Raw genomic sequence first — 17488 nt, 5'->3', positions numbered from 1 at the left:
GTATGGCGTTAAGGGAGTGGGTTGCAGAGGTTTTTAGGTCAAGTGAATGGCTGGGATTACGGCCCTGTCCGCTGCTCAGCAATGGTGGTTAAAGCACCGTAGGAAGCCACCAGAAATGGCACTCCATAGGTTAATAGCGCTTTGAAGACATCGAGTTGTTGCATGGCCGTGTAATCCAAAGACAGCAGGCCGAACACAGCTTGCGGCTGATTAATCAAATTCAACAGGGTTCCCACTACCAAAGCGACCTTGCCGGAGCGGCGGTATATGCCGAGTCGACCGGCCGTGCAATGCAGATCCAGTAATGTTGCAAAGAAATTTCCGACTGCTTCGTTGCAACCAAGCCACTTAACCATCCAGGATCACCTCTAACAAAAATGTAGATTTGGAGCGCGCTGTATGGCAAAAATCAATGCGCATAAAACCCTGCACTTAAGCGCTGACGATAAAAATGATAAGCCATGCTCTTTGTTCAAAATATACCATCAAGGTTACATTATGTAAATTCTTGCATGTTTTATGTAATAGGCAGGACCTCCAAGCAAGCACTTTTGTATTGCTTGCTTAAGTCCGGGTAAGGCCAAAGTCAGAGCAAAGCCCCGCCGCAGCTGCTACCTTGGCCGGCGGTGCAACCGTAACAATGGGCTGCGGTGGCTATCGGTGCGTCTTGCAGTTGTTCCAGGTGCAATTCGTTAATATGTTGTTTGGGTTTAGCTGCGGCACCTAACGGCAAATCCAGCATCTGATTAAAATCGCAGTCGTAAACATAGCCTCGCCAATCGATGCTGAGAGTATTCAGGCACATCAGGTTTTCAAGATTTTCGGCGCGAAAACTGCCTTTTAATAACGCCAGGTAAGAATCGAAGCGGCCATGACTGATCAAGGTGCTACCAAAACGCCGAATCGGCATATTGGCGATGGCAAACAGGCGGTTGAAGACGATGCCGTAATGGTGCTGCAAGTGCTGTTTGTAAGCTTGTTCCAGTTGCTGTTGGTTGGGCGGCAACACGGCGTCTTGCGGGTTGAAAACCAAATTCAAGGCCAATCCGCTGTCCGGCTGACCATAACCCAGCCGATTCAGGCGTTGCAAGGCCGCCAGACTGTCTTTGAACACACCTTTGCCGCGCTGCTTATCAACATTTTCTTGCAAATAACACGGTAAGGAAGCAACGATCTCTACCTCATGTTCCGCTAGAAAATCGGCCAAAAATCGATAGCGTGGATCTTCCAAAATGGTCAGATTGCATCTGTCTATGACTTTAATACCCAATCGGCGTGCAGTACGAACCAGATACAAAAACTGCGGATGCATTTCCGGCGCGCCGCCGGTCAAATCCAGCGTGTCAATGTTAGCGGCCTCAGCCAAATCCAGCACCTGATCAATGGTTTCCCGACTCATCATCTCAGTGCGTTTGGGGCCGGCGTTGACATGGCAATGCACGCAACTCAGATTGCACAAATAGCCGAGATTGACTTGCAACACTTCCAGCGGCTTGCGGAATAGGGCCGGAAAGTCACTATTAATCAGCAGAGGTTTGGTGTCGTGCATGCTTAATCCTTGGAAAACCAGATGTCGCCATAAGTGGCAGCGGCTTGACCGCCATTGTTGTCGGTATCGGTCATGATGGCGACGGCATCGATAGCGGTGATGTCTTCACCGAATAGTTTCTTGAAATCGGCCCGGACATTGCGTTTTTCGGTTTGCCAAACATTCAGTGAGGCTTCCGGTCCACGTAAAGCCAACATCATCGCATGATCACCGGCAAAGGCATTGGGCCAGACGGTATCCTTTTTCGTATTGCCGGCCCAGACATAATTGATGGCCTTGGTTTGCCAAAACGCCAGCCCGCCTTTGACCACCACATATACCCGCGCCGCGTAATCGTCGCCGGGTTTGCTTTGTTCATTCAATCCGTTCAAACGCTTGCCGATGCGCCACGACCAGTTCAGGAACGGGGTTTGTTCCAGATCGATATGCTGCTCTTTGAACATGCCGGAACCGGCGGCACGACTATCGGCCGTCAATACCGTCACGCCATCGATAGCTTGCAGACTGTATTCGGTTTCGCCTTTGAAGCTTTTATGCTCCCAACCTTCCAGGCGATTCTGGCTGAACTCGCCGATAGGCAGTTTGTTATCGGCAACCGCCCCGTGATTCATCGATAGCATCGTTAAAAATATCCAGCAGAATTTTTTCATGTTTAACCCGCTGTGCGTTGTTTTAACCAAGTATCAATAGCCAAGCCGCCGCTGCCATTGAACAGCAGCGAACCGAGCATGAACAAATAAACCAACGGCAATTTGTAATTGCCATAACCTTGATCGGTGATGGCATAGCCTTTCCATAATTCGGCCAATGTGTGCCATTCGGCCGGCCAATGTACGGCCGCGATGGCCACCACGGTCAACACCATTAGCGCCGCGCTAAAAAAGCGGGTCATAAATCCCAAGATCAACGCCATCGGGGCGATGATTTCCAAGCCGGTGGCCAAGGTCCAGCTAAAATCCGTTGGCAATAAGCTGAACGGAAATGGGAAGCTCACATCGGCAAACCAGTTATCGCCATGGAGTTTTTCCAGGCCGGCTTCGCCGAACTCGTAAGCCAACAACAGACGTAGAAAAATTGGCGCCAAGCCCTGTAAGTTTCTGTCGAAACAGTGAGAAAGCAGGCTAGGCATAGTGCATAGCCGCTCGATGCAGGAAGGAATCAGACAAGCTGTACAAGGATCTTGGGCGGATTTAGCGAGGTCGTTCATCAGTGAGGCTCCAAAGTTCAAACCGGGCGAATATCGATAATCGCGCCCTGGCTATGTAGATCGGCCAGAATCTGCTGACCGAATTGGGTGAGTTCTAAAAATTGCGCGTCAGGGAGCTCGCCGCCACTCATTGCTTGCAAGGCCTGTTGCCCAGTCAAGCCGTTATTTAACAACAGGATCATCTTGGCCGTGGCCATATTCAGGGTTACAAACTGCACTTGATCATCGCTATCGCGAAAACCCAGGATATGAATCGCCGTGGTCTGTGGTTCACTAGGCAAAAAGTTTGGTCCAATGTCCTGCACCGGCCATTGGTAGCACAACAATTGCATGACCGGTGCAAACACAGGCACATTGGCCAGTAATTCGGCATCGGACAACTGCTTTCGCGTGACCGGCTCCGCCTCGGCAATTGACAGCTGTAATTCGATCCATTCGAACTGCGCCAGTTCGGCCAAAAACGGCCAATCATCGAGATGCTCACGTTCCTGTTGCAGATGCTGCAAAAATTCGTCGGGAATCTGCCGGTAATACGGCGTCAAGCAGCGATGTTTTGCGATGAAATTCAGCAGCAACGCCCGCCATTTTTCTTTAGATAATATACTGCGGGTGACCGGAAAACAGGCCGACAGGCTCTCGTCGAATTTGTTATAGAGTAGATCGACATACACGGCCAGCCGTTCAGGGGCGAAGCCTGCAGGTAGCTGCGATGTTTGCGGTTGCCGCAAGTAATTCAGAAACTGCCGCTGCTGTTGTTGAAAGGCCGGTGTCGGGTTCATGCCGCCACCTCGCTGATGTCATGGGGGTTGCGGTAGAGCCGATGAACATTTTGCAAGTCACGGATCCGTTCCACTTCGACCAATAACTCGGCCAAGGGCGGAATATTGCTATCCCGTTCCACCAAGGTCGGAAACACGCCAAAACGTCGATAAGCCTCGGCCAGCAAGTCCCAAACTGGTGCTATGGTATTCTGGCCGTGGGTGTCGATGATCAAGCCGGATGGCTCCAGGTCGTGACCGGCCACATGCCCATAAACGATGCGCTCGCCGGGCAAGCCGCGTAAAAACGCCACCGGATCGTAGCCGTGGTTAACGCTGTTGACATAAATATTGTTCACATCCAGATGCAGGTAACAGTCGGCTTCGGCCAATACCGCATTGATAAAAGTCAGTTCGTCCATCTCCGCCTGTGGCGGCTGGACATAGTAAGAGGCGTTTTCCAGGGCGATGGGCCGTTCCAGAATATCCTGAGTCTGGCGAATCCGGCTGGCGACATGCTTGACCGCCTGTTCGGTAAACGGGATCGGGTATAAGTCATAGAAATGTCCCTCATCGCTGCAAAAGCTGAAATGCTCGGTGTATAGGGCAAAATCGTGATGATCGAGAAATTGTTTCAGTTCGCCTAAAAACCCGGTATCGAGCGGCGCGGGGCCGCCCAACGACAAGGCCAAACCGTGCGCCACAAACAGGTGGCGCTCGGTCAGGCGGCGAAATTGCTTGCCGAGACGACCGCCGACGCCCACCCAATTTTCCGGTGATACCTCGAAAAAATCGATGCAGTGGGGCACTTCAACCTGCAAGGCCGACAGCATGCTGCGGCGCAAGCCCAAACCGGCGCCGTTCAAACGGAAAGGATGGGTGATAGACATCGGCGCGACTCCGGCTTATTTCGCTGTTTTACCGCTGCAACCTGCTTCCGGCATTTTGCCACTACAGCCTCCTTCAGGCATTTTTGCACTACAGCCGCCCTCGGCGCCTTTCATGTCCTTCATTTTGTTGGCACCACATTTGCCTTCGCCGCATTTACCTTCTTTCATCTTGGCGCTGCAACCGGCCTCAGCCGATTTGCCGTCAGCCGCCAATTGTTGCGCAGAATTGATGCTGGACATCGTAAACGGATTTTCGCCCGCTTGAATGGCGGGCGCCGCGCCCATCAAGGTTGAAGCCAACGCGCTGCCTAGTGTTAAAGACAAGGTTTTTTTGTTCATGGTGTTCTCTCCGATAGATAGATAAATGATCAGGACAAGCAACAATGCCTTCCTGCTCCATCAGTCGGAGTCAGTTTGAATTCCTTACAAATTTTTTTCGATGCTTTGATGTTTCTTAGCGTGCTATCTGTGTCAAGAACCCCATACCCAGCGTAGGCTTACCAAACTCATGCCTTATGTTTGCCTCGTGTTCTTGTAGCAGTATGAAGTCGTGTGCATTTAGCAGCTCAGTGAGATAGCTCTTACTGTGACTGTACCGACCACTAGCATTGAGTTGATAACCCAGAGAGGCTTCAACCGAACTAGCGGATTCGACAGTGAAGCAAAATGTCCCTAACGGCAACAACGCTTGACGGACCAATGCGAAAATGTCGCTTAGGTTGCCAAAATAAACCAGTGTGTCGGCCATTGTTATCAGATCAAACGATTGCTGTTTCCCTTTTAGATAACTAGTCAGTTCCGATTCTACCAAAACGTCGTAAAGCGCTCTTTCCGCCGCCTTGCCAAGCATGCGCGACGAAATATCTACGCCCGTAAGCAGACGTGCGTAAGGTTTTAATACTGGCGCGCACAGCCCCGTACCGCAACCACCGTCGAGTACCGATAGATTTGCATTCGCCGTCAAGTAGTCATTCAGCAAGTTACCGACAATATCGGGGCCGCAATAACCAAGTTTACCGACCAGTTTCGTATCGAAATTTTCAGCCATGTCGTTAAATAGGCTTATCAGGTAACGATCCGTGGCTTTAGCGGGGATGTCTTGACCGGTGCATGCGACAAGGTGATGTCTGGCCAACGGATTGTCGGGTTCGGCATCCAACCAGCTTCGATAACAGTCGGCGGCTTCGGCGACAAGTCCCAGCCGATAGTAAGCAATGCCTAGCATCTTCAAGGGTTTGTCGGTCAGAGGTGGCTGCACATATGCTCGGCAAGCAAAAAAAGAAGACTCTTCCACTTGGTTTTGTTCCGCCAGCAGCGCAGCCAAGTTGTTTAGCGCGGGCACGAAATTCGGACTAATACTGACTGCATTTCGATAGGCGGTTTCCGCTTCGGGAAATTCATTTAGCCGATGCAGTACCGACCCCAAATTGTTCCAGAGATTGGCATCGGTAGCGTTCAATTCAAGCGCGGCGGAAAACGCTTGGCGTGCCTCGGCAAAACGTCCGTTTTCCGTGAGAATGTTCCCCAGATCGTTGTAACGTTCCGGGCTGGATGCATCCAGTTGCAGGGCACGTAAAATCATCTCGATAGATTCCGCTGTATCTCCCTGCTGATGCAAGACTACGCCGAGATAGTGCAAAGCCTCTACATGATCCGGGTCGGCGGCAAGCATTTCACGGTAAGCGATGGCGGCATCGACAATCTCACCGGCCACGTGTTTTGCCGATGCTAAATCAAAGACGGTTTGATTTTTCAAGAGACTTCACCCAAGTTTGATGTGTTATTAAGAGAAGTAATCCTATCGCTGGTGGGTTGAGGGATTAAGTTAGCAACAGGGCACCTATCAGTCGCATCCCGGTCAAAATCCTTACACAGGTCGTATAAAAACCTGTGTAAGGAAATCATCCATTCTCACGACAAAGAAAAATGTACTGAATACAGTATTGCCAAACAGGAGATGCCGATGAAATCAATACAAAATGCAAGTCACACTCAAAATTTGCTGCACACCTTGTACAGCATGGCGTTTCTGGTCGAAGCCCGCGATCCTTATACCGGCGGGCATCTATGGCGGGTGTCGCTGTATTCGACGCGATTGGCATTGGCGTGTGGGTTTTCCAAACAGGACGCTGTGGTTGCTGGGTTGGGCGGCTTTTTACATGATTTGGGCAAAGTCGGCGTGCCGGACACTATTCTTAATAATCCCGGCAAGCTTACCGATGCGGAATATGCCGTGATGAAAACCCATCCGGCCTTGGGCGCTCAAGTGTTAGAGGGGCATCCTTTGGCGCCATTGGCAATGGATGTGGTGCTAAGTCATCATGAGCGCGTTGATGGCCGGGGCTATCCGTCCGGTTTAAGCGGCAGAAAGATTGCGGAATCGGCTCGTATCGTGGGCATTGCAGATGCCTTTGACGCGATGACCAGCACCCGACCTTATCGACGAGGAATGTCTCTGGTTGCGGCGATTGAACAAATCGAGGTGAATCTGGACAAGCAATTTGATCTGCATTTCGGTCGCCGTTTCATCGAGTTGGCACAATCCGGTGAACTGGATGGCATTATCGGACATAGCGACACTGGCATTCCGATGCGCGAATGCCCGGTGTGCGGACCGGTTGTGGTGGTGCATAAACACCAGAAAGCCGGCGACAAGGTCTTCTGCCGGGTGTGTGGCAACGGCTTTGCTTTGGAAAAGCAGCAAGGCAAATTGGCTCTTAAGCCAACCATGCAAAAAGGCAGCGCAGCGGATTTACAAGCCTTGATCGATCATGACTTGCTGGCAAGATTGCTGGAGGAATCGCTGCCGTATTTACCGGTCTGTAGTGGCAACGGCAAAAGCTGGCTGCGGCAGCTGCGGGACTGGCTGTGAATCAGGTTTCGCCGCAACACCCGGCCTGTTTGCCGTGTAACTGCATCGGCGGACAGGGCACGCTACCATAGGATCAGAATACGCAACAATCGCCGGGCTTGGGTTTTAACAGGGTATGACAGCCCTGACACTCGTAAAACCATTGGCAGGCATGGGCATGGTCTCGGTTTTGCGGCACCCGCATTCCGGTCAGATCAGTGTGGATTCCAAAATAATACTTTTCATGGTGTTACCTCTTTTAGCGTCGAAGTATATTCGACGTCGCAAGAGCACTCAGCACGGCTTCGAAAGTGGTTTTAGCCGCATTGAAGTGCACAATCGCTTGACGGCTATCGGGGTTAAACGTCGTGTCTGTGACCCCCGTGATCCGATTCAGAGCTATTTTTTAGACCGCTCAGATCATGCCGGGTAACGTAATTACAGCGGTGCGAGATTTGGCTGATGCCGGTTGAGCAACAGCGAAACTCATCATGAACAAAGCCAGGTATCGATTCATGATATTGGCTTAATAAAAGCAGGAAAGCAGATAAGGAAAAAATCAGCGCCAACAGAATAATCATCGACACCACCCAAAACCGAGTGACTCCCCGTTGACGTTATGGCGATGGTGAGTAGGATTCGCCGGGTTGGCAAGCGGGCATCGAACTCAATATGTGTTGGGACTGCTCACTAATTCATTCGTTGGTTAAACTCTGGCAGCTCACAGGGCTGGAAATATTCGTCAAGCCCCCTGCTTTGCGAGGGTGTTCTGACCGATTGCCGCTTATCAAACGCCATTCCGAGGGCAATTATTCCGAATTCCAAGGGCCTAACCCACGATGGATGCTCATACGGGGCGAATACGAAATCTTGCAGGTTTAGGCCAGTCACATAAGACAAAATTAGCGCAGCCGATGCAATCCAAACCCCTAAGCCTGAGTAAATACAGGCAAACGGCATTAGCCACAGCAGATACCAGGGATTAATAACCGGGGATATGATCAATAAGCCGCCAAATAACCAGTCTCCGCGAGGCAAATTTTGGCTTCCAAGCCGCCAATACCGGAAAAAATAAACTGAGGTCATACCAATAAAAGCTATACCTAACAGCATTTTTGTCCAATTTGCTGGTAACCCAAGTCTTATCAAGCCGTACAGCGCGGAATTGAATTCAAATTCCTGAGCAAAAACACGGAGTCCTGTCATGTCTGTGGCGCCTTGAACCCAAAAGGGTAGATAAAGCAGCAGATACCCACCTACAAAAGCAGCTATGCCCAAGCACCCGATATTGATGGCAATAAAAGGTACCAATAGCCATGCAGAAGCCTTGGATGCCACAGCGGCGACCAGCATTAGACCAGCAATGATTGGTCGGCCTCGTGAGCTGAATAACCAACTACCGATAAGCAATGCCGGAATCAGGCCATCGGGATGAGCGGTAAAGGCAATTTCTTTAATTACCAGCGGATTCCAGGCATATAGCAGCGTTTGCTTTGCGCCGGCGAAGCGAAATAGCCCCTGGATTAACAACAAATCAGCGGCAATCAATAACAACTTTAAGGCCCACAATTGCCCAGGCGCTATCCAGTTGGCAATCAGAAAAAAATATTGGAAAGTGGGCGCATAGATAGTTGGAATATCCGGATGATTAATCTGGCTCAGGATTGTCCGAAAAGCCTTAGGAACGCTGGGGTCGTTAAAAAATGATTCGGGAGGACGACCGAAAGGTGTTCCGTCGCTGGCAAAGCGATAGCCATCCCACAAATAACGGAAATAATCATCCTCAAATATGGGTTCGCCCAACAAACCGGATAGGCGTAACAGCAGAGCCCAGAAAAATACCGTTCTTGCCATATGTGAACCAGACTGCTGAATCGTTCGGTATGCGATAACATAAAAGGCAAACATTAGCCCCATGGTCCCCGCAAATGTAGGCAAGTTCAAAAATTGCGGTGCACGCGATAACCAAGCGAGCAAGCCGCAGCACCCTAATAGACAAATGCCGAAGCTATTTGGATGGATCAGGCGCGTCAATCGCATTGGACTTTCGGTGTTTAAAAGGCGGTAAATGGTTTTTTCCCTCAATCCGAAGGAAGGTATCCGTAATGGGTCATACATAATTCTTGAGGCGATGCACCTAAGGCAGCATTGAATTTTGCAGACATGTTTTGGTGGGCGATGAGAGCGGTTAAGGCTACGATACTGTCATCATCAAAAGTGTGCCGCAGCTGTTCAATTAGGCTTGCATCAGCCACATTTCCAAGGGTTGTGACAGTCTCCGCATAGGCTAAAGCTACTTTCTCGGCATCGCTATACAATGACGAGTCGGAAAACCAGGCGAGGGCTTCTAACTTTTCACGACTGAGACCGCAATCCAAGGCGCGGGCAGCATTTAAATCGATGCAAAACCGGCAGCCATTGAGTTGAGAAACGCGCGTTCGGACTAAAGCGCGAAGCGTTTTGCTTAATGACGGATTCCCATGATCCAAGGCACGGTTCATCAGTAAAAATCCAAAAAATGCCATGGGCTGACGCGCCCACAAACGTACTGGCTCCGATAATCCGCTCCGGCGTCTGCTCATTAGGGCCAGCAACGGGCGTATATACCATGCATAGGAATGGTGGGAGTCGATAATACTCATGATCGCTCCGACTGAGCTAGCGCTTCTCGGATTTGTACCGGTGAGGCAGGAAGCCGATCAAGCATTATGCTGCCATCGGACTGTAAACGGCCAAAGCTCAATGTGCCGGTTGGACAACTACTCACACAGGCGGAACAGCGCACGCATTGCGGATCTGCCATCGGTAGGCCTTTATTGGCAAAATTCATTACATCGATGCCTTGGTGACATACCGAAGAACAGACATTGCAGGAAATGCATTTTTCTTTTTCGGCGAAGATCCTGAATTGGCTGAATCTGCCATAAATGTTCATCAATGCCGCTAACGGACAAAAAAAGCGGCACCAGGTTCTGCCGCTAAAATGAAAATAAAGACCGAGGCCAATTAGCCCAGACAAAAAATAATCCACCACAGCTGAATAATTCAGCGGAATACCAAGCAATGTATAGTCGAAAGTTAGTTGGGTGAACAATGCGCCGACAGCTTCACCTGTTGGTTGAGAGTGCAATAGCCAGGAAACCACTCTAAGCCCCAGTAATACTAGCACTCCGCCTAAAATGACTTGCCCGGCCATATTTACTTTATTCCAAACCGGACCGTGGGGCATTTTAGCGCGCTGGGCGTCACCCAAGGTTTCCGCTAACGCTCCGCAGGAACAAATCCAGCCACAATAAACCCCTTTACCGTATCGGCGCACCAGCCAGGGGATTAACACAAAGGTTTGCAGAAAGGCAATCACCAGCCATAGCAGGTTGGGTTGCGGTGTAAATACATTCCAAATAAATAATGGCCAAGCCAGAATAAAACCCACACTGCGCCAGTATTCTCGGTCTCCACCGTCCCCGACAGGAAACAATTGGTCGGCTAACCATTCCCCTGCGTCTGTTTCAAACAACCCCCATTCCCCGAACAATGGCAAAATAAAGTAAGGCAATATAAACAAGGGAATGGTTTGCACCAAAATCAAAGATGTAGTTTGCCAACGGACATAGGGTGTCGGTGTGCGGAGCATTCTTCGAATGCCAAAAACGATAATGACCAACGTGTAGAGCAGTTCGTAATAGAAACCTGGTGAGTTAACTTCATGTTGGAGGATTTTGACCAGCGGATTTTCGGTAGGCCCGATAGCCACGTCAATGTTATTGGGGAACCAGTTTTTCTCCAGAAATAAATCGGCGACTGCGCTATTTTCAGTTTTCCAGCGATAGATGAATAGCACTGCTAACAGCGTGAAAGCGAAGCCTATCGTCTTTCGCAATGACCAATGGCCCCGGATACTGATGCCGGTACGATGAAAAAAATCCACCGGTGCTTCCCGGCCAATCAACACAAAAACGGCATCATTTGGCAGTTCGATTTGGGTATTTTCGGCGTCATGTAAATAGACCTTGTCGGTTTCGATGCGGGTAACGCGGGTTTGGTACAGTATCTGGCTGCCCAGTAATGCTTGAGCTTGATCGATATTTTCCTGCTTTGGGCGAGTAAAGTTTGAGCCGCGATAACTCAATGTCACCTCTGCTCCGGCTTCACTTAGACTGATAGCCGCTTCCAATGCAGAATCGCCACCGCCCACCACCATGACCTTTTTACCCGTATAGTCTTTGGGATCAAATAATCGATTGTGGACCTTGTCGAGATCTTCTCCGGAAACGTCTAGCTTGTAGTGGTCACCGCTTCTGCCGGTGCAAATTAGGACTCTCGTTGTGCGGACAGCAGTATTGGGTTCGGTGAACTGCACTTCCAACATCTTACCTTTACGAACGATACGGTCTACACGGCGAATTTCGAAAGGGACAGCGGCTTGTAGTGCCTGATTTTGCAATTCTGCGAGCAAATCTTTTTTAACCGATGCGGACAGCTTGACATCGCCTTGCGGCTGCATTTCTCGGGGATAGGTGAAAATCGGTTTGCCATTTGTAAAATTAACAATGGTGGCAAATGGCTCACTGGCTTCATAGACCACAAATTTGAGTCCGGCTTTTTGAGCTTCCAAGGCAGCAGCAAGGCCGGCAACCCCGCCGCCAACTATAGCCAAATCTAAATGATCCGACGCTTGAGTTTTATCAATAAACGCGTTTTCCGCAATAAACGCCCGTACCGCTCTTGCCCCGGAGTCTGCGGCGAATTTTAGTAGCGGCACACCCAAAAGATCGCCGGCAATCCGAATGCCCGGAATGGATGTCGCGCCATCCACACCTACCTCGGGAAGTGCTTCCGGTACTTCAGCCGGCCAGCGCAAATGCAGCCAGTTCGCATAGGCAATAAACGGGTTATTCAATTTATTGATGATATCCATGGTGATCCTTACTCGTTCAAAGATTGAATTAAATTGGCAAACTGGCTTTATCCGCCTGCCTGCCTTGCCACCACAAACGTACTATCATGCCGAACATCCCAAATGCTGCCCCGACTACACCCCGCACGGTGCCGCTAACTTTCGATCGCCCGACTCTAACTAAACAATCGACTGGAATCTCGCGTACGATCAAGCCTTGCTGCAGAGCCTTGACTTGCATTTTGACGGTCCAACCATAAGCACGATCTTGCATCGCCAGCTCTTGTAACGCCGAGTAACGAATTGCGCGGAATGGTCCAATATCCGTTACCTGGGCTTGCCAGAGCAAGGAAATAATCCTGGCAATCAATCCATTACCTATCCGTTGCGGTAAGCTCATTGAGCCGGGTTGGATGTAACCTAAGCAGCGCGAACCTATGGCTATGTCGGCACCATTTGACACGGGATCAAGTAAGAGGATTATCTGGGATACTTGCACTGAACAATCGCCATCGATAAACAGCACCACATCGGTTGCAACAATGCTGTTAATAGCAGCTAAACAAGCTGCTCCATAACCACGCTTTGGTTCGAAGACAACATTTGCACCCGCTACATTAGCCAGTGTTGCCGTGAGGTCGATGGAGCCATTATCAGCGACTATGATTTGATCAATTATGGGTTGGCCGTGATTGCCTTGCTGAGCAATTAAAGCACTAACAACTTGGCCAATTGCCTCTTGTTCATTCAATGCCGGGATAATAGCTGTAACATGTAATTGGTTATACATGGATCTTGCTTCCTAGAAAAAACTGTAGCCAAAATTGACCCCAACGATGTCCTGATTGCTGGTATTTCTTCCAGTGAGCGTGGTTCCATAATTAACTGATACAAATGCTTTTGGTGTTACTCGATAACTTAAATCAAGCCCAAATATCTGCGAGTCCTCGTTAAGCGCTGGAAAGCGGGCAAATGTAAAGCCAGGGCCTCCAATATCGATGCCACCGAGAGACTCGGCTACTTGGTACGAAACACCAACACCCAGTTTGGAGGTAATCGCATACCCGCTCCGCAGATTTGCAAAGAATTCGTTCGGTACTGGGGAATTGCGCGTGCGATAACCTATTTCGGCTGAAAGCGAGAGACCATTTTCGAAATAACGGCCGATCAAACTTGAAAATTCACCCCCCGAAGCACCATCACCAATTGCATTGATGGCGCCGGTCTTGTATGAGCCTTCTACAATCCCCGCAGCACGCAATGTAACTGTTGCCCAATCCCCGACCAGCTCATCCAATGCCCTCCACCGAATCCCTAAGTTGGTGTCGGTCAGGCCGTCCAAACTATCTGCGAAAGGGCTGGGGCCATCCGCCCCTGTTTTAAGAAAATCGCTGGCTGCGTAACCTAGCCGTGCGTCAATGGCAATATTGTCGGTAAGTCCGTATTCCAGATATAAACTTGCCGTATGCTGATCAAGGTCTGTTGGCAGTTCGGCCTTCGTATCGCCAAAATAAAAGTCATCGGCGGTTTGGAACACATAAGAAAGAACAGTGTTTAGGGAACCTGGTTCAGGTAGCCAGGGGTTGCTTGCAGCATGAACAGAGCTGGACAACGTAAGAATAACGAGCTTAAGCGGGCGATGAATATTCATAGTTAACATTCCTTATTCCATTGGATTAGTCGAGTTCGTAACGACGTTTTAGATATACGGTCACCGCCTCGCGCTCGACTTCAGACAGCTTTTCAGCGAGTTCCGGTTTATTAGCTAAGGATTGAATGACTTCTGTCGCTTTGGCGGCATCGATTTCCTGACCGGCCAAAGGGCAGCTTGAGCAGGCTAATTTTTTATAAACCGCTGACTTACCCAAGTTGTAAGCCTGGTTCGCATCACCGCCACCACCGCCGGTGCTATACGAGCCAGATGCAAATGCAAGATCATTGCTGACAACCAAAGTTATTAAGATAAAAATCGTGCGAAAAAAGAAGGATTGCATTTAATATCTCCCTATGCAGGTCAATTACAGTGGATGAACGGGTAAACGGAGCGCGTACTTGCGGGATTAATATCAATCCTCGAAAAGGACCTAGCGTGATTTGAAACTGCGGATATCAATAGCTGCCGGACTCCGAAAATTAGTCGCCGCAAATTGCTATTCCTTACAACAAAAATTAAATATATTTTTTGGATGCGACTTAAATCTGCGATAGAGCGGATTTATTCGGATAAATGAATGGGTTGAAGTGGCAGAGTGATAGAGTTATCGAACCCTGCCATAGAGTAGTTGGCCTCGATTTATGATTTTTTTTCTGACTCATCTTGGAGCCGCTCCAAGTAAGTCTGAGCAGTTGTGCGGATGAAATGCGCTTGACTTTGAAAGTTTCTGCAGCGGGAACACATCATCACATGCGCACCAATCGCCAGACGTTCGCCTAAGCTAAGTTGCTTGTCCATACCCTGTGACACCAGGCCGGTAATATCGCGACAACTACGCATGATTATTCTCCTTTTTTGACTGATTGAACCAGCGAACTTCCAGGCATTCACGCAGCCGCAATCGGGCTCTATGCATAGTAACCCAATAATTGGCGTCGCTTAAGCCGGTTTCTCCGCAGACTTCGGAGGCTTCCAGACCGACCAACTCGCGCAACATGAATACCTTGGCCATTTTCGGCGGTAGATTGTTCTGGCACGTTTCGTAAATGGCCCAGAATTCCTGTTGCTTGAGCGCCGCTTCGGGATCGTTCCAGGTGGTGGGGCCGCCGTTCCAGTGACCATTGCTCATGAAAAACACGTCTTCGTCTGCTTCGTCGTCAGGGTTATCGAGTTGATCGAATTCAGTCGTGACGACTTCGCGGGCACTGTGCCGCCAGTGGTCGGCGATTTTGTGTTTCAAAATACCGATTAGCCAGGTTCTGAGGCCTGCTTTGCCTTGGTAGGCTGCCGCTGTTTGCCAAGCGGCCAGCAAGGTTTCCTGCACTGCATCGTCGGCCAGTTCGTGATCGCGCAGTTTTAGCAAGGCGTAACGAAAAAGCACCGGACGGTGTTCAGACAGCACGGCTTCGCTCAAGCTGGGTGCCGTAACGGGCGCGCTTTTCAACAACATGCGCCGTCCGCCTGGGTGATGGTGTTGCGCGGCCCCGGCACGCAATCGAACAAACCAAAGTGCGTGGATTTATCGCCCAACACTTGAAAATGCCGGCCGTAACGGCTGGCGGCCAGCATGTCGGCAGTGTTGCCGCAAACCCTGAGCGGACGGCCGGTTTCGAAATGATGATGGTCATCCAGCTCGAAGCTGTGTGGGTGTTGCTCTATGCTGCCTAAATAGACCGCGACTTGGCCAAAGTCTTCGCAGCGATCCTCCAACGGCATTTTAAAAGCGCGCACTGTCACCGAGTCGAATTTGACCATGCCGATTTTGCCGAACACCTCGGGATCGTCAATGCTGATCGGGTTCTGTTTGACCTTGCGAACATCGGGGCAGCCCAAATCTTGCAAGATGCGCCGAAAGTCCTCCCAATACAAGGCGCCGCCCAGGCATTCCCCAAGTAGAACCGGGTCTTGGCGCAATTCGCTGGGAATGCGGCGGTCGGCAAATACGTCAGAGAAATACAGTTCGCCGCCCGGCTTCAGTACGCGGAAGATTTCCGCCAGTACCTTGGGTTTTTCCGGGGACAGGTTGATTACGCAGTTTGAAACCACGACGTCGATGCTGTTATCGGCAATGCCGACGGTGTGCAGGTTTTCGATATGGCCGTGCAGAAATTCCACGTTGGCGAAGCCGAAGCGTTCGGCATGCCATTCGCGATGCCGCACAGCAACTTCCAGTTGCTCCGGTGTCATATCGACGCCGATCACTCGGCCTGTCGGCCCGACCAGTGTCGACAGCAGATAACAATCGCGCCCGGTGCCGCAGCCCAAATCCAATACCGTCATGCCTGCCAATGCGGGCGGCAACGGCGAACCGCAGCCGTAAAAGCGTTCCAGCACTTCCGGATGCAAGCCAGCCAGCAGTGCTTTTAGATAAGTCGGCATGGCGTCGATACTACAGCAGGCGCTGGTTTTCAGGTCGCTACTGGACTGCAATACCTGCCCGTAATAGTGCTGGACAGATTCGCTGATTTCGAGGGTGGTGGTCATGGCTGATCCTAAATAAAAATTATTGAAAATGGCTGGCTGTGTAATACACCGCAGCGGCACAGATGGCCGCACAGGGCAGCGTCAATAGCCACGATAAGGCAATGGCTGCAATCATAGACCTATTGGCCTGGCCGTTCACCAGACCAATGCCGAACAGCGAGCCGACCGATACATGGGTGGTGGAAACCGGCATGCCCAGTTTGCTGGCAAAAATAACCAAAAATGCCGTCACCAGATTGGCGGAAAGCCCCTGGTCGTGGCTGATAGACGTGATTTTGTGGCTCATGGTCTCGGCGACGCGTCTCGCATTGAATATCCCGCCCAACAGCATCGCAATCGCTACTACGACAATGATTCCGTGCAGATCGAAACCCGGCGCCAATAACAACAACGCGGCAATTTTTGGCGTGTCGTTCAAACCGCGGGCAAAGCAAACCGCGCCGGCGCTGCAAACATGCAGGCCGTCGCGCAGGCGTTCAAGACTGAAACCCCAAATCTGGCTAGCTTGCCGCTCGGCGCAAGCCTCTTGACGATCGAGGCTTGGCGACGGAATCAATGTCGAATCGATTGCCATGGTCATATTGACGTTACCGGCCAGCGCCAGACTGTCCGGCCTTTCAACGCATAAACACCAGTCGTTATGGCTTGCCCGGCGGCCAAGCCACAGCTTAAGGCTTCGATACAGGAGCCCGGCCGACAATAACGCCACGAACGGACTGAGTAACAACGGCAACACAAAGTTGCTCAGCAAAGGCGCTAGGCTGATGCTGCCGGAGGTCGCCAACAAGGTACTGCCCGCCATGGCGCCCAACAAGGCATGGGTCGTGGAAATCGGAAAACCGAGACGGGTGGCCAGAATCACCGTCATTCCCGCACCGCCCGCAACGGCAATCATGAACGGCAGCGTGTGAATCAAATCGTCGGGTGCCAGACCTTTGCCGGAAAATTTGATCAGCAAGGTCTGGGCCAGAAACAGCGCCGCCATCGAGCCCGCCAAGGTCGTCAGCGTTGCCCAGGCCAACGCCTGTCGAAAACTGACGGTGCCGCTGCCGTATAAGCTGGCCACCCCTTTGAAGTTGTCGTTGGCGCCGTTGGCATAGGCCAGAAAGCAAACGCCGAGGAATAGCAAACTTGTCAACATCGGTAACGCTCCTATGATGAAATCGACTCTAACGGCCATGAGTCGTCTGGGGAGCGT

Annotated in this window: 20 protein-coding genes; 1 reads left to right on the top strand and 19 read right to left on the bottom strand. The window is 50.8% G+C overall.

What is annotated here, in order from left to right; translation table 11 throughout:
• Positions 1-56 precede the first annotated feature (56 nt).
• From nrtS to JL719_RS12890, 8 genes are all read right to left on the bottom strand, one after another.
• A complete protein-coding gene (gene nrtS, locus JL719_RS12925; RefSeq protein WP_051670528.1) occupies positions 57-356 on the bottom strand; it encodes a nitrate/nitrite transporter NrtS in 300 nt (99 codons plus the stop codon).
• Between the two features lie 230 nt (positions 357-586).
• Positions 587-1549, bottom strand: a complete 963-nt coding sequence (gene arsS, locus JL719_RS12920) for an arsenosugar biosynthesis radical SAM (seleno)protein ArsS (protein ID WP_033159440.1) — start codon at positions 1547-1549, stop codon at positions 587-589.
• Between the two features lie 2 nt (positions 1550-1551).
• Positions 1552-2199 carry a DUF3047 domain-containing protein gene (locus JL719_RS12915; RefSeq protein WP_033159441.1) on the bottom strand — a complete coding sequence of 216 codons (648 nt, stop codon included), beginning with the start codon at positions 2197-2199 and terminating at the stop codon, positions 1552-1554.
• Between the two features lie 2 nt (positions 2200-2201).
• Positions 2202-2756 carry an HvfX family Cu-binding RiPP maturation protein gene (locus JL719_RS12910; RefSeq protein ID WP_033159442.1) on the bottom strand — a complete coding sequence of 185 codons (555 nt, stop codon included), beginning with the start codon at positions 2754-2756 and terminating at the stop codon, positions 2202-2204.
• A 17-nt stretch (positions 2757-2773) separates the two neighbouring features.
• Positions 2774-3535 carry an HvfC family RiPP maturation protein gene (locus JL719_RS12905; RefSeq protein ID WP_033159443.1) on the bottom strand — a complete coding sequence of 254 codons (762 nt, stop codon included), beginning with the start codon at positions 3533-3535 and terminating at the stop codon, positions 2774-2776.
• Positions 3532-4404: an HvfB family MNIO-type RiPP peptide maturase gene (locus tag JL719_RS12900; RefSeq protein ID WP_033159444.1), complete on the bottom strand. Its 873-nt coding sequence runs from the start codon at positions 4402-4404 to the stop codon at positions 3532-3534. Before JL719_RS12900 ends, JL719_RS12905 begins: the two co-directional genes overlap by 4 nt.
• 15 nt (positions 4405-4419) lie before the next feature.
• Complete coding sequence (locus JL719_RS12895; protein WP_033159445.1) at positions 4420-4743, bottom strand: hypothetical protein; 324 nt, start codon at positions 4741-4743, stop codon at positions 4420-4422.
• Positions 4744-4858: 115 nt separating this feature from the next.
• Positions 4859-6160, bottom strand: a complete 1302-nt coding sequence (locus JL719_RS12890) for a tetratricopeptide repeat protein (RefSeq protein WP_051670530.1) — start codon at positions 6158-6160, stop codon at positions 4859-4861.
• Positions 6161-6367: 207 nt separating this feature from the next.
• On the opposite strand from JL719_RS12890, the gene JL719_RS12885 reads away from it, so the two are divergent.
• Positions 6368-7276 (top strand): HD-GYP domain-containing protein, encoded by a 909-nt coding sequence (locus JL719_RS12885; protein ID WP_033159446.1) that lies wholly within the window; start codon positions 6368-6370, stop codon positions 7274-7276.
• A gap of 73 nt (positions 7277-7349) precedes the next feature.
• Here JL719_RS12885 and JL719_RS24505 read toward each other — a convergent pair whose 3' ends face one another.
• From JL719_RS24505 to JL719_RS12835, 11 genes are all read right to left on the bottom strand, one after another.
• Positions 7350-7460, bottom strand: a complete 111-nt coding sequence (locus tag JL719_RS24505; protein WP_432205825.1) for a GDCCVxC domain-containing (seleno)protein — start codon at positions 7458-7460, stop codon at positions 7350-7352.
• A gap of 485 nt (positions 7461-7945) precedes the next feature.
• Positions 7946-9373 carry an MptA/MptB family glycosyltransferase gene (locus JL719_RS12880; protein WP_133120690.1) on the bottom strand — a complete coding sequence of 476 codons (1428 nt, stop codon included), beginning with the start codon at positions 9371-9373 and terminating at the stop codon, positions 7946-7948.
• Positions 9337-9897, bottom strand: coding sequence for a carboxymuconolactone decarboxylase family protein (locus JL719_RS12875; protein WP_033159447.1), 561 nt, complete (start codon positions 9895-9897; stop codon positions 9337-9339). Before JL719_RS12875 ends, JL719_RS12880 begins: the two co-directional genes overlap by 37 nt.
• A complete protein-coding gene (locus JL719_RS12870; RefSeq protein ID WP_051670536.1) occupies positions 9894-12173 on the bottom strand; it encodes an FAD-dependent oxidoreductase in 2280 nt (759 codons plus the stop codon). The genes JL719_RS12875 and JL719_RS12870 overlap by 4 nt, the downstream gene beginning before the upstream one ends.
• Positions 12174-12201: 28 nt before the next feature.
• Entirely contained in the window at positions 12202-12942 is a 741-nt protein-coding gene (locus JL719_RS12865) for a glycosyltransferase family 2 protein (RefSeq protein ID WP_033159448.1), read from the bottom strand.
• A gap of 12 nt (positions 12943-12954) precedes the next feature.
• Positions 12955-13803 carry a transporter gene (locus JL719_RS12860; protein ID WP_129871400.1) on the bottom strand — a complete coding sequence of 283 codons (849 nt, stop codon included), beginning with the start codon at positions 13801-13803 and terminating at the stop codon, positions 12955-12957.
• A gap of 25 nt (positions 13804-13828) precedes the next feature.
• Positions 13829-14146 carry a hypothetical protein gene (locus JL719_RS12855; protein ID WP_033159450.1) on the bottom strand — a complete coding sequence of 106 codons (318 nt, stop codon included), beginning with the start codon at positions 14144-14146 and terminating at the stop codon, positions 13829-13831.
• A gap of 299 nt (positions 14147-14445) precedes the next feature.
• Positions 14446-14646: a zf-HC2 domain-containing protein gene (locus JL719_RS12850; RefSeq protein WP_033159451.1), complete on the bottom strand. Its 201-nt coding sequence runs from the start codon at positions 14644-14646 to the stop codon at positions 14446-14448.
• On the bottom strand, positions 14639-15256 hold the full coding sequence (locus JL719_RS12845) for a sigma-70 family RNA polymerase sigma factor (protein WP_033159452.1): 618 nt from the start codon (positions 15254-15256) through the stop codon (positions 14639-14641). Before JL719_RS12845 ends, JL719_RS12850 begins: the two co-directional genes overlap by 8 nt.
• On the bottom strand, positions 15247-16290 hold the full coding sequence (locus JL719_RS12840; RefSeq protein ID WP_033159453.1) for a methyltransferase domain-containing protein: 1044 nt from the start codon (positions 16288-16290) through the stop codon (positions 15247-15249). The genes JL719_RS12845 and JL719_RS12840 overlap by 10 nt, the downstream gene beginning before the upstream one ends.
• Positions 16291-16309: 19 nt before the next feature.
• Complete coding sequence (locus JL719_RS12835) at positions 16310-17431, bottom strand: inorganic phosphate transporter (protein ID WP_033159454.1); 1122 nt, start codon at positions 17429-17431, stop codon at positions 16310-16312.
• Positions 17432-17488 lie beyond the last annotated feature (57 nt).

Origin of the sequence: Methylomonas sp. LW13, assembly GCF_016865255.1 — a bacterium.
Classification (GTDB): domain Bacteria; phylum Pseudomonadota; class Gammaproteobacteria; order Methylococcales; family Methylomonadaceae; genus Methylomonas.
This window is presented reverse-complemented; position numbering and strand designations above follow the sequence as displayed.

Excerpts from the sequence above, each read along its gene's own strand:
- JL719_RS12855 (WP_033159450.1), bottom strand. The coding sequence starts at position 14,146 with ATGCAATCCTTCTTTTTTCGCACGATTTTTATCTTAATAACTTTGGTT.
- JL719_RS12860 (WP_129871400.1), bottom strand. The coding sequence starts at position 13,803 with ATGAATATTCATCGCCCGCTTAAGCTCGTTATTCTTACGTTGTCCAGC.
- JL719_RS12900 (WP_033159444.1), bottom strand. The coding sequence starts at position 4,404 with ATGTCTATCACCCATCCTTTCCGTTTGAACGGCGCCGGTTTGGGCTTG.
- JL719_RS12845 (WP_033159452.1), bottom strand. The coding sequence starts at position 15,256 with ATGTTGTTGAAAAGCGCGCCCGTTACGGCACCCAGCTTGAGCGAAGCC.
- JL719_RS12875 (WP_033159447.1), bottom strand. The coding sequence starts at position 9,897 with ATGAGTATTATCGACTCCCACCATTCCTATGCATGGTATATACGCCCG.
- JL719_RS12850 (WP_033159451.1), bottom strand. The coding sequence starts at position 14,646 with ATGCGTAGTTGTCGCGATATTACCGGCCTGGTGTCACAGGGTATGGAC.
- JL719_RS12905 (WP_033159443.1), bottom strand. The coding sequence starts at position 3,535 with ATGAACCCGACACCGGCCTTTCAACAACAGCAGCGGCAGTTTCTGAAT.
- JL719_RS12915 (WP_033159441.1), bottom strand. The coding sequence starts at position 2,199 with ATGAAAAAATTCTGCTGGATATTTTTAACGATGCTATCGATGAATCAC.
- JL719_RS12880 (WP_133120690.1), bottom strand. The coding sequence starts at position 9,373 with ATGTATGACCCATTACGGATACCTTCCTTCGGATTGAGGGAAAAAACC.
- JL719_RS12865 (WP_033159448.1), bottom strand. The coding sequence starts at position 12,942 with ATGTATAACCAATTACATGTTACAGCTATTATCCCGGCATTGAATGAA.
- JL719_RS12885 (WP_033159446.1), top strand. The coding sequence starts at position 6,368 with ATGAAATCAATACAAAATGCAAGTCACACTCAAAATTTGCTGCACACC.
- JL719_RS24505 (WP_432205825.1), bottom strand. The coding sequence starts at position 7,460 with ATGCGGGTGCCGCAAAACCGAGACCATGCCCATGCCTGCCAATGGTTT.
- JL719_RS12910 (WP_033159442.1), bottom strand. The coding sequence starts at position 2,756 with ATGAACGACCTCGCTAAATCCGCCCAAGATCCTTGTACAGCTTGTCTG.
- arsS (WP_033159440.1), bottom strand. The coding sequence starts at position 1,549 with ATGCACGACACCAAACCTCTGCTGATTAATAGTGACTTTCCGGCCCTA.
- JL719_RS12895 (WP_033159445.1), bottom strand. The coding sequence starts at position 4,743 with ATGAACAAAAAAACCTTGTCTTTAACACTAGGCAGCGCGTTGGCTTCA.
- JL719_RS12835 (WP_033159454.1), bottom strand. The coding sequence starts at position 17,431 with ATGTTGACAAGTTTGCTATTCCTCGGCGTTTGCTTTCTGGCCTATGCC.
- JL719_RS12840 (WP_033159453.1), bottom strand. The coding sequence starts at position 16,290 with ATGACCACCACCCTCGAAATCAGCGAATCTGTCCAGCACTATTACGGG.
- nrtS (WP_051670528.1), bottom strand. The coding sequence starts at position 356 with ATGGTTAAGTGGCTTGGTTGCAACGAAGCAGTCGGAAATTTCTTTGCA.
- JL719_RS12870 (WP_051670536.1), bottom strand. The coding sequence starts at position 12,173 with ATGGATATCATCAATAAATTGAATAACCCGTTTATTGCCTATGCGAAC.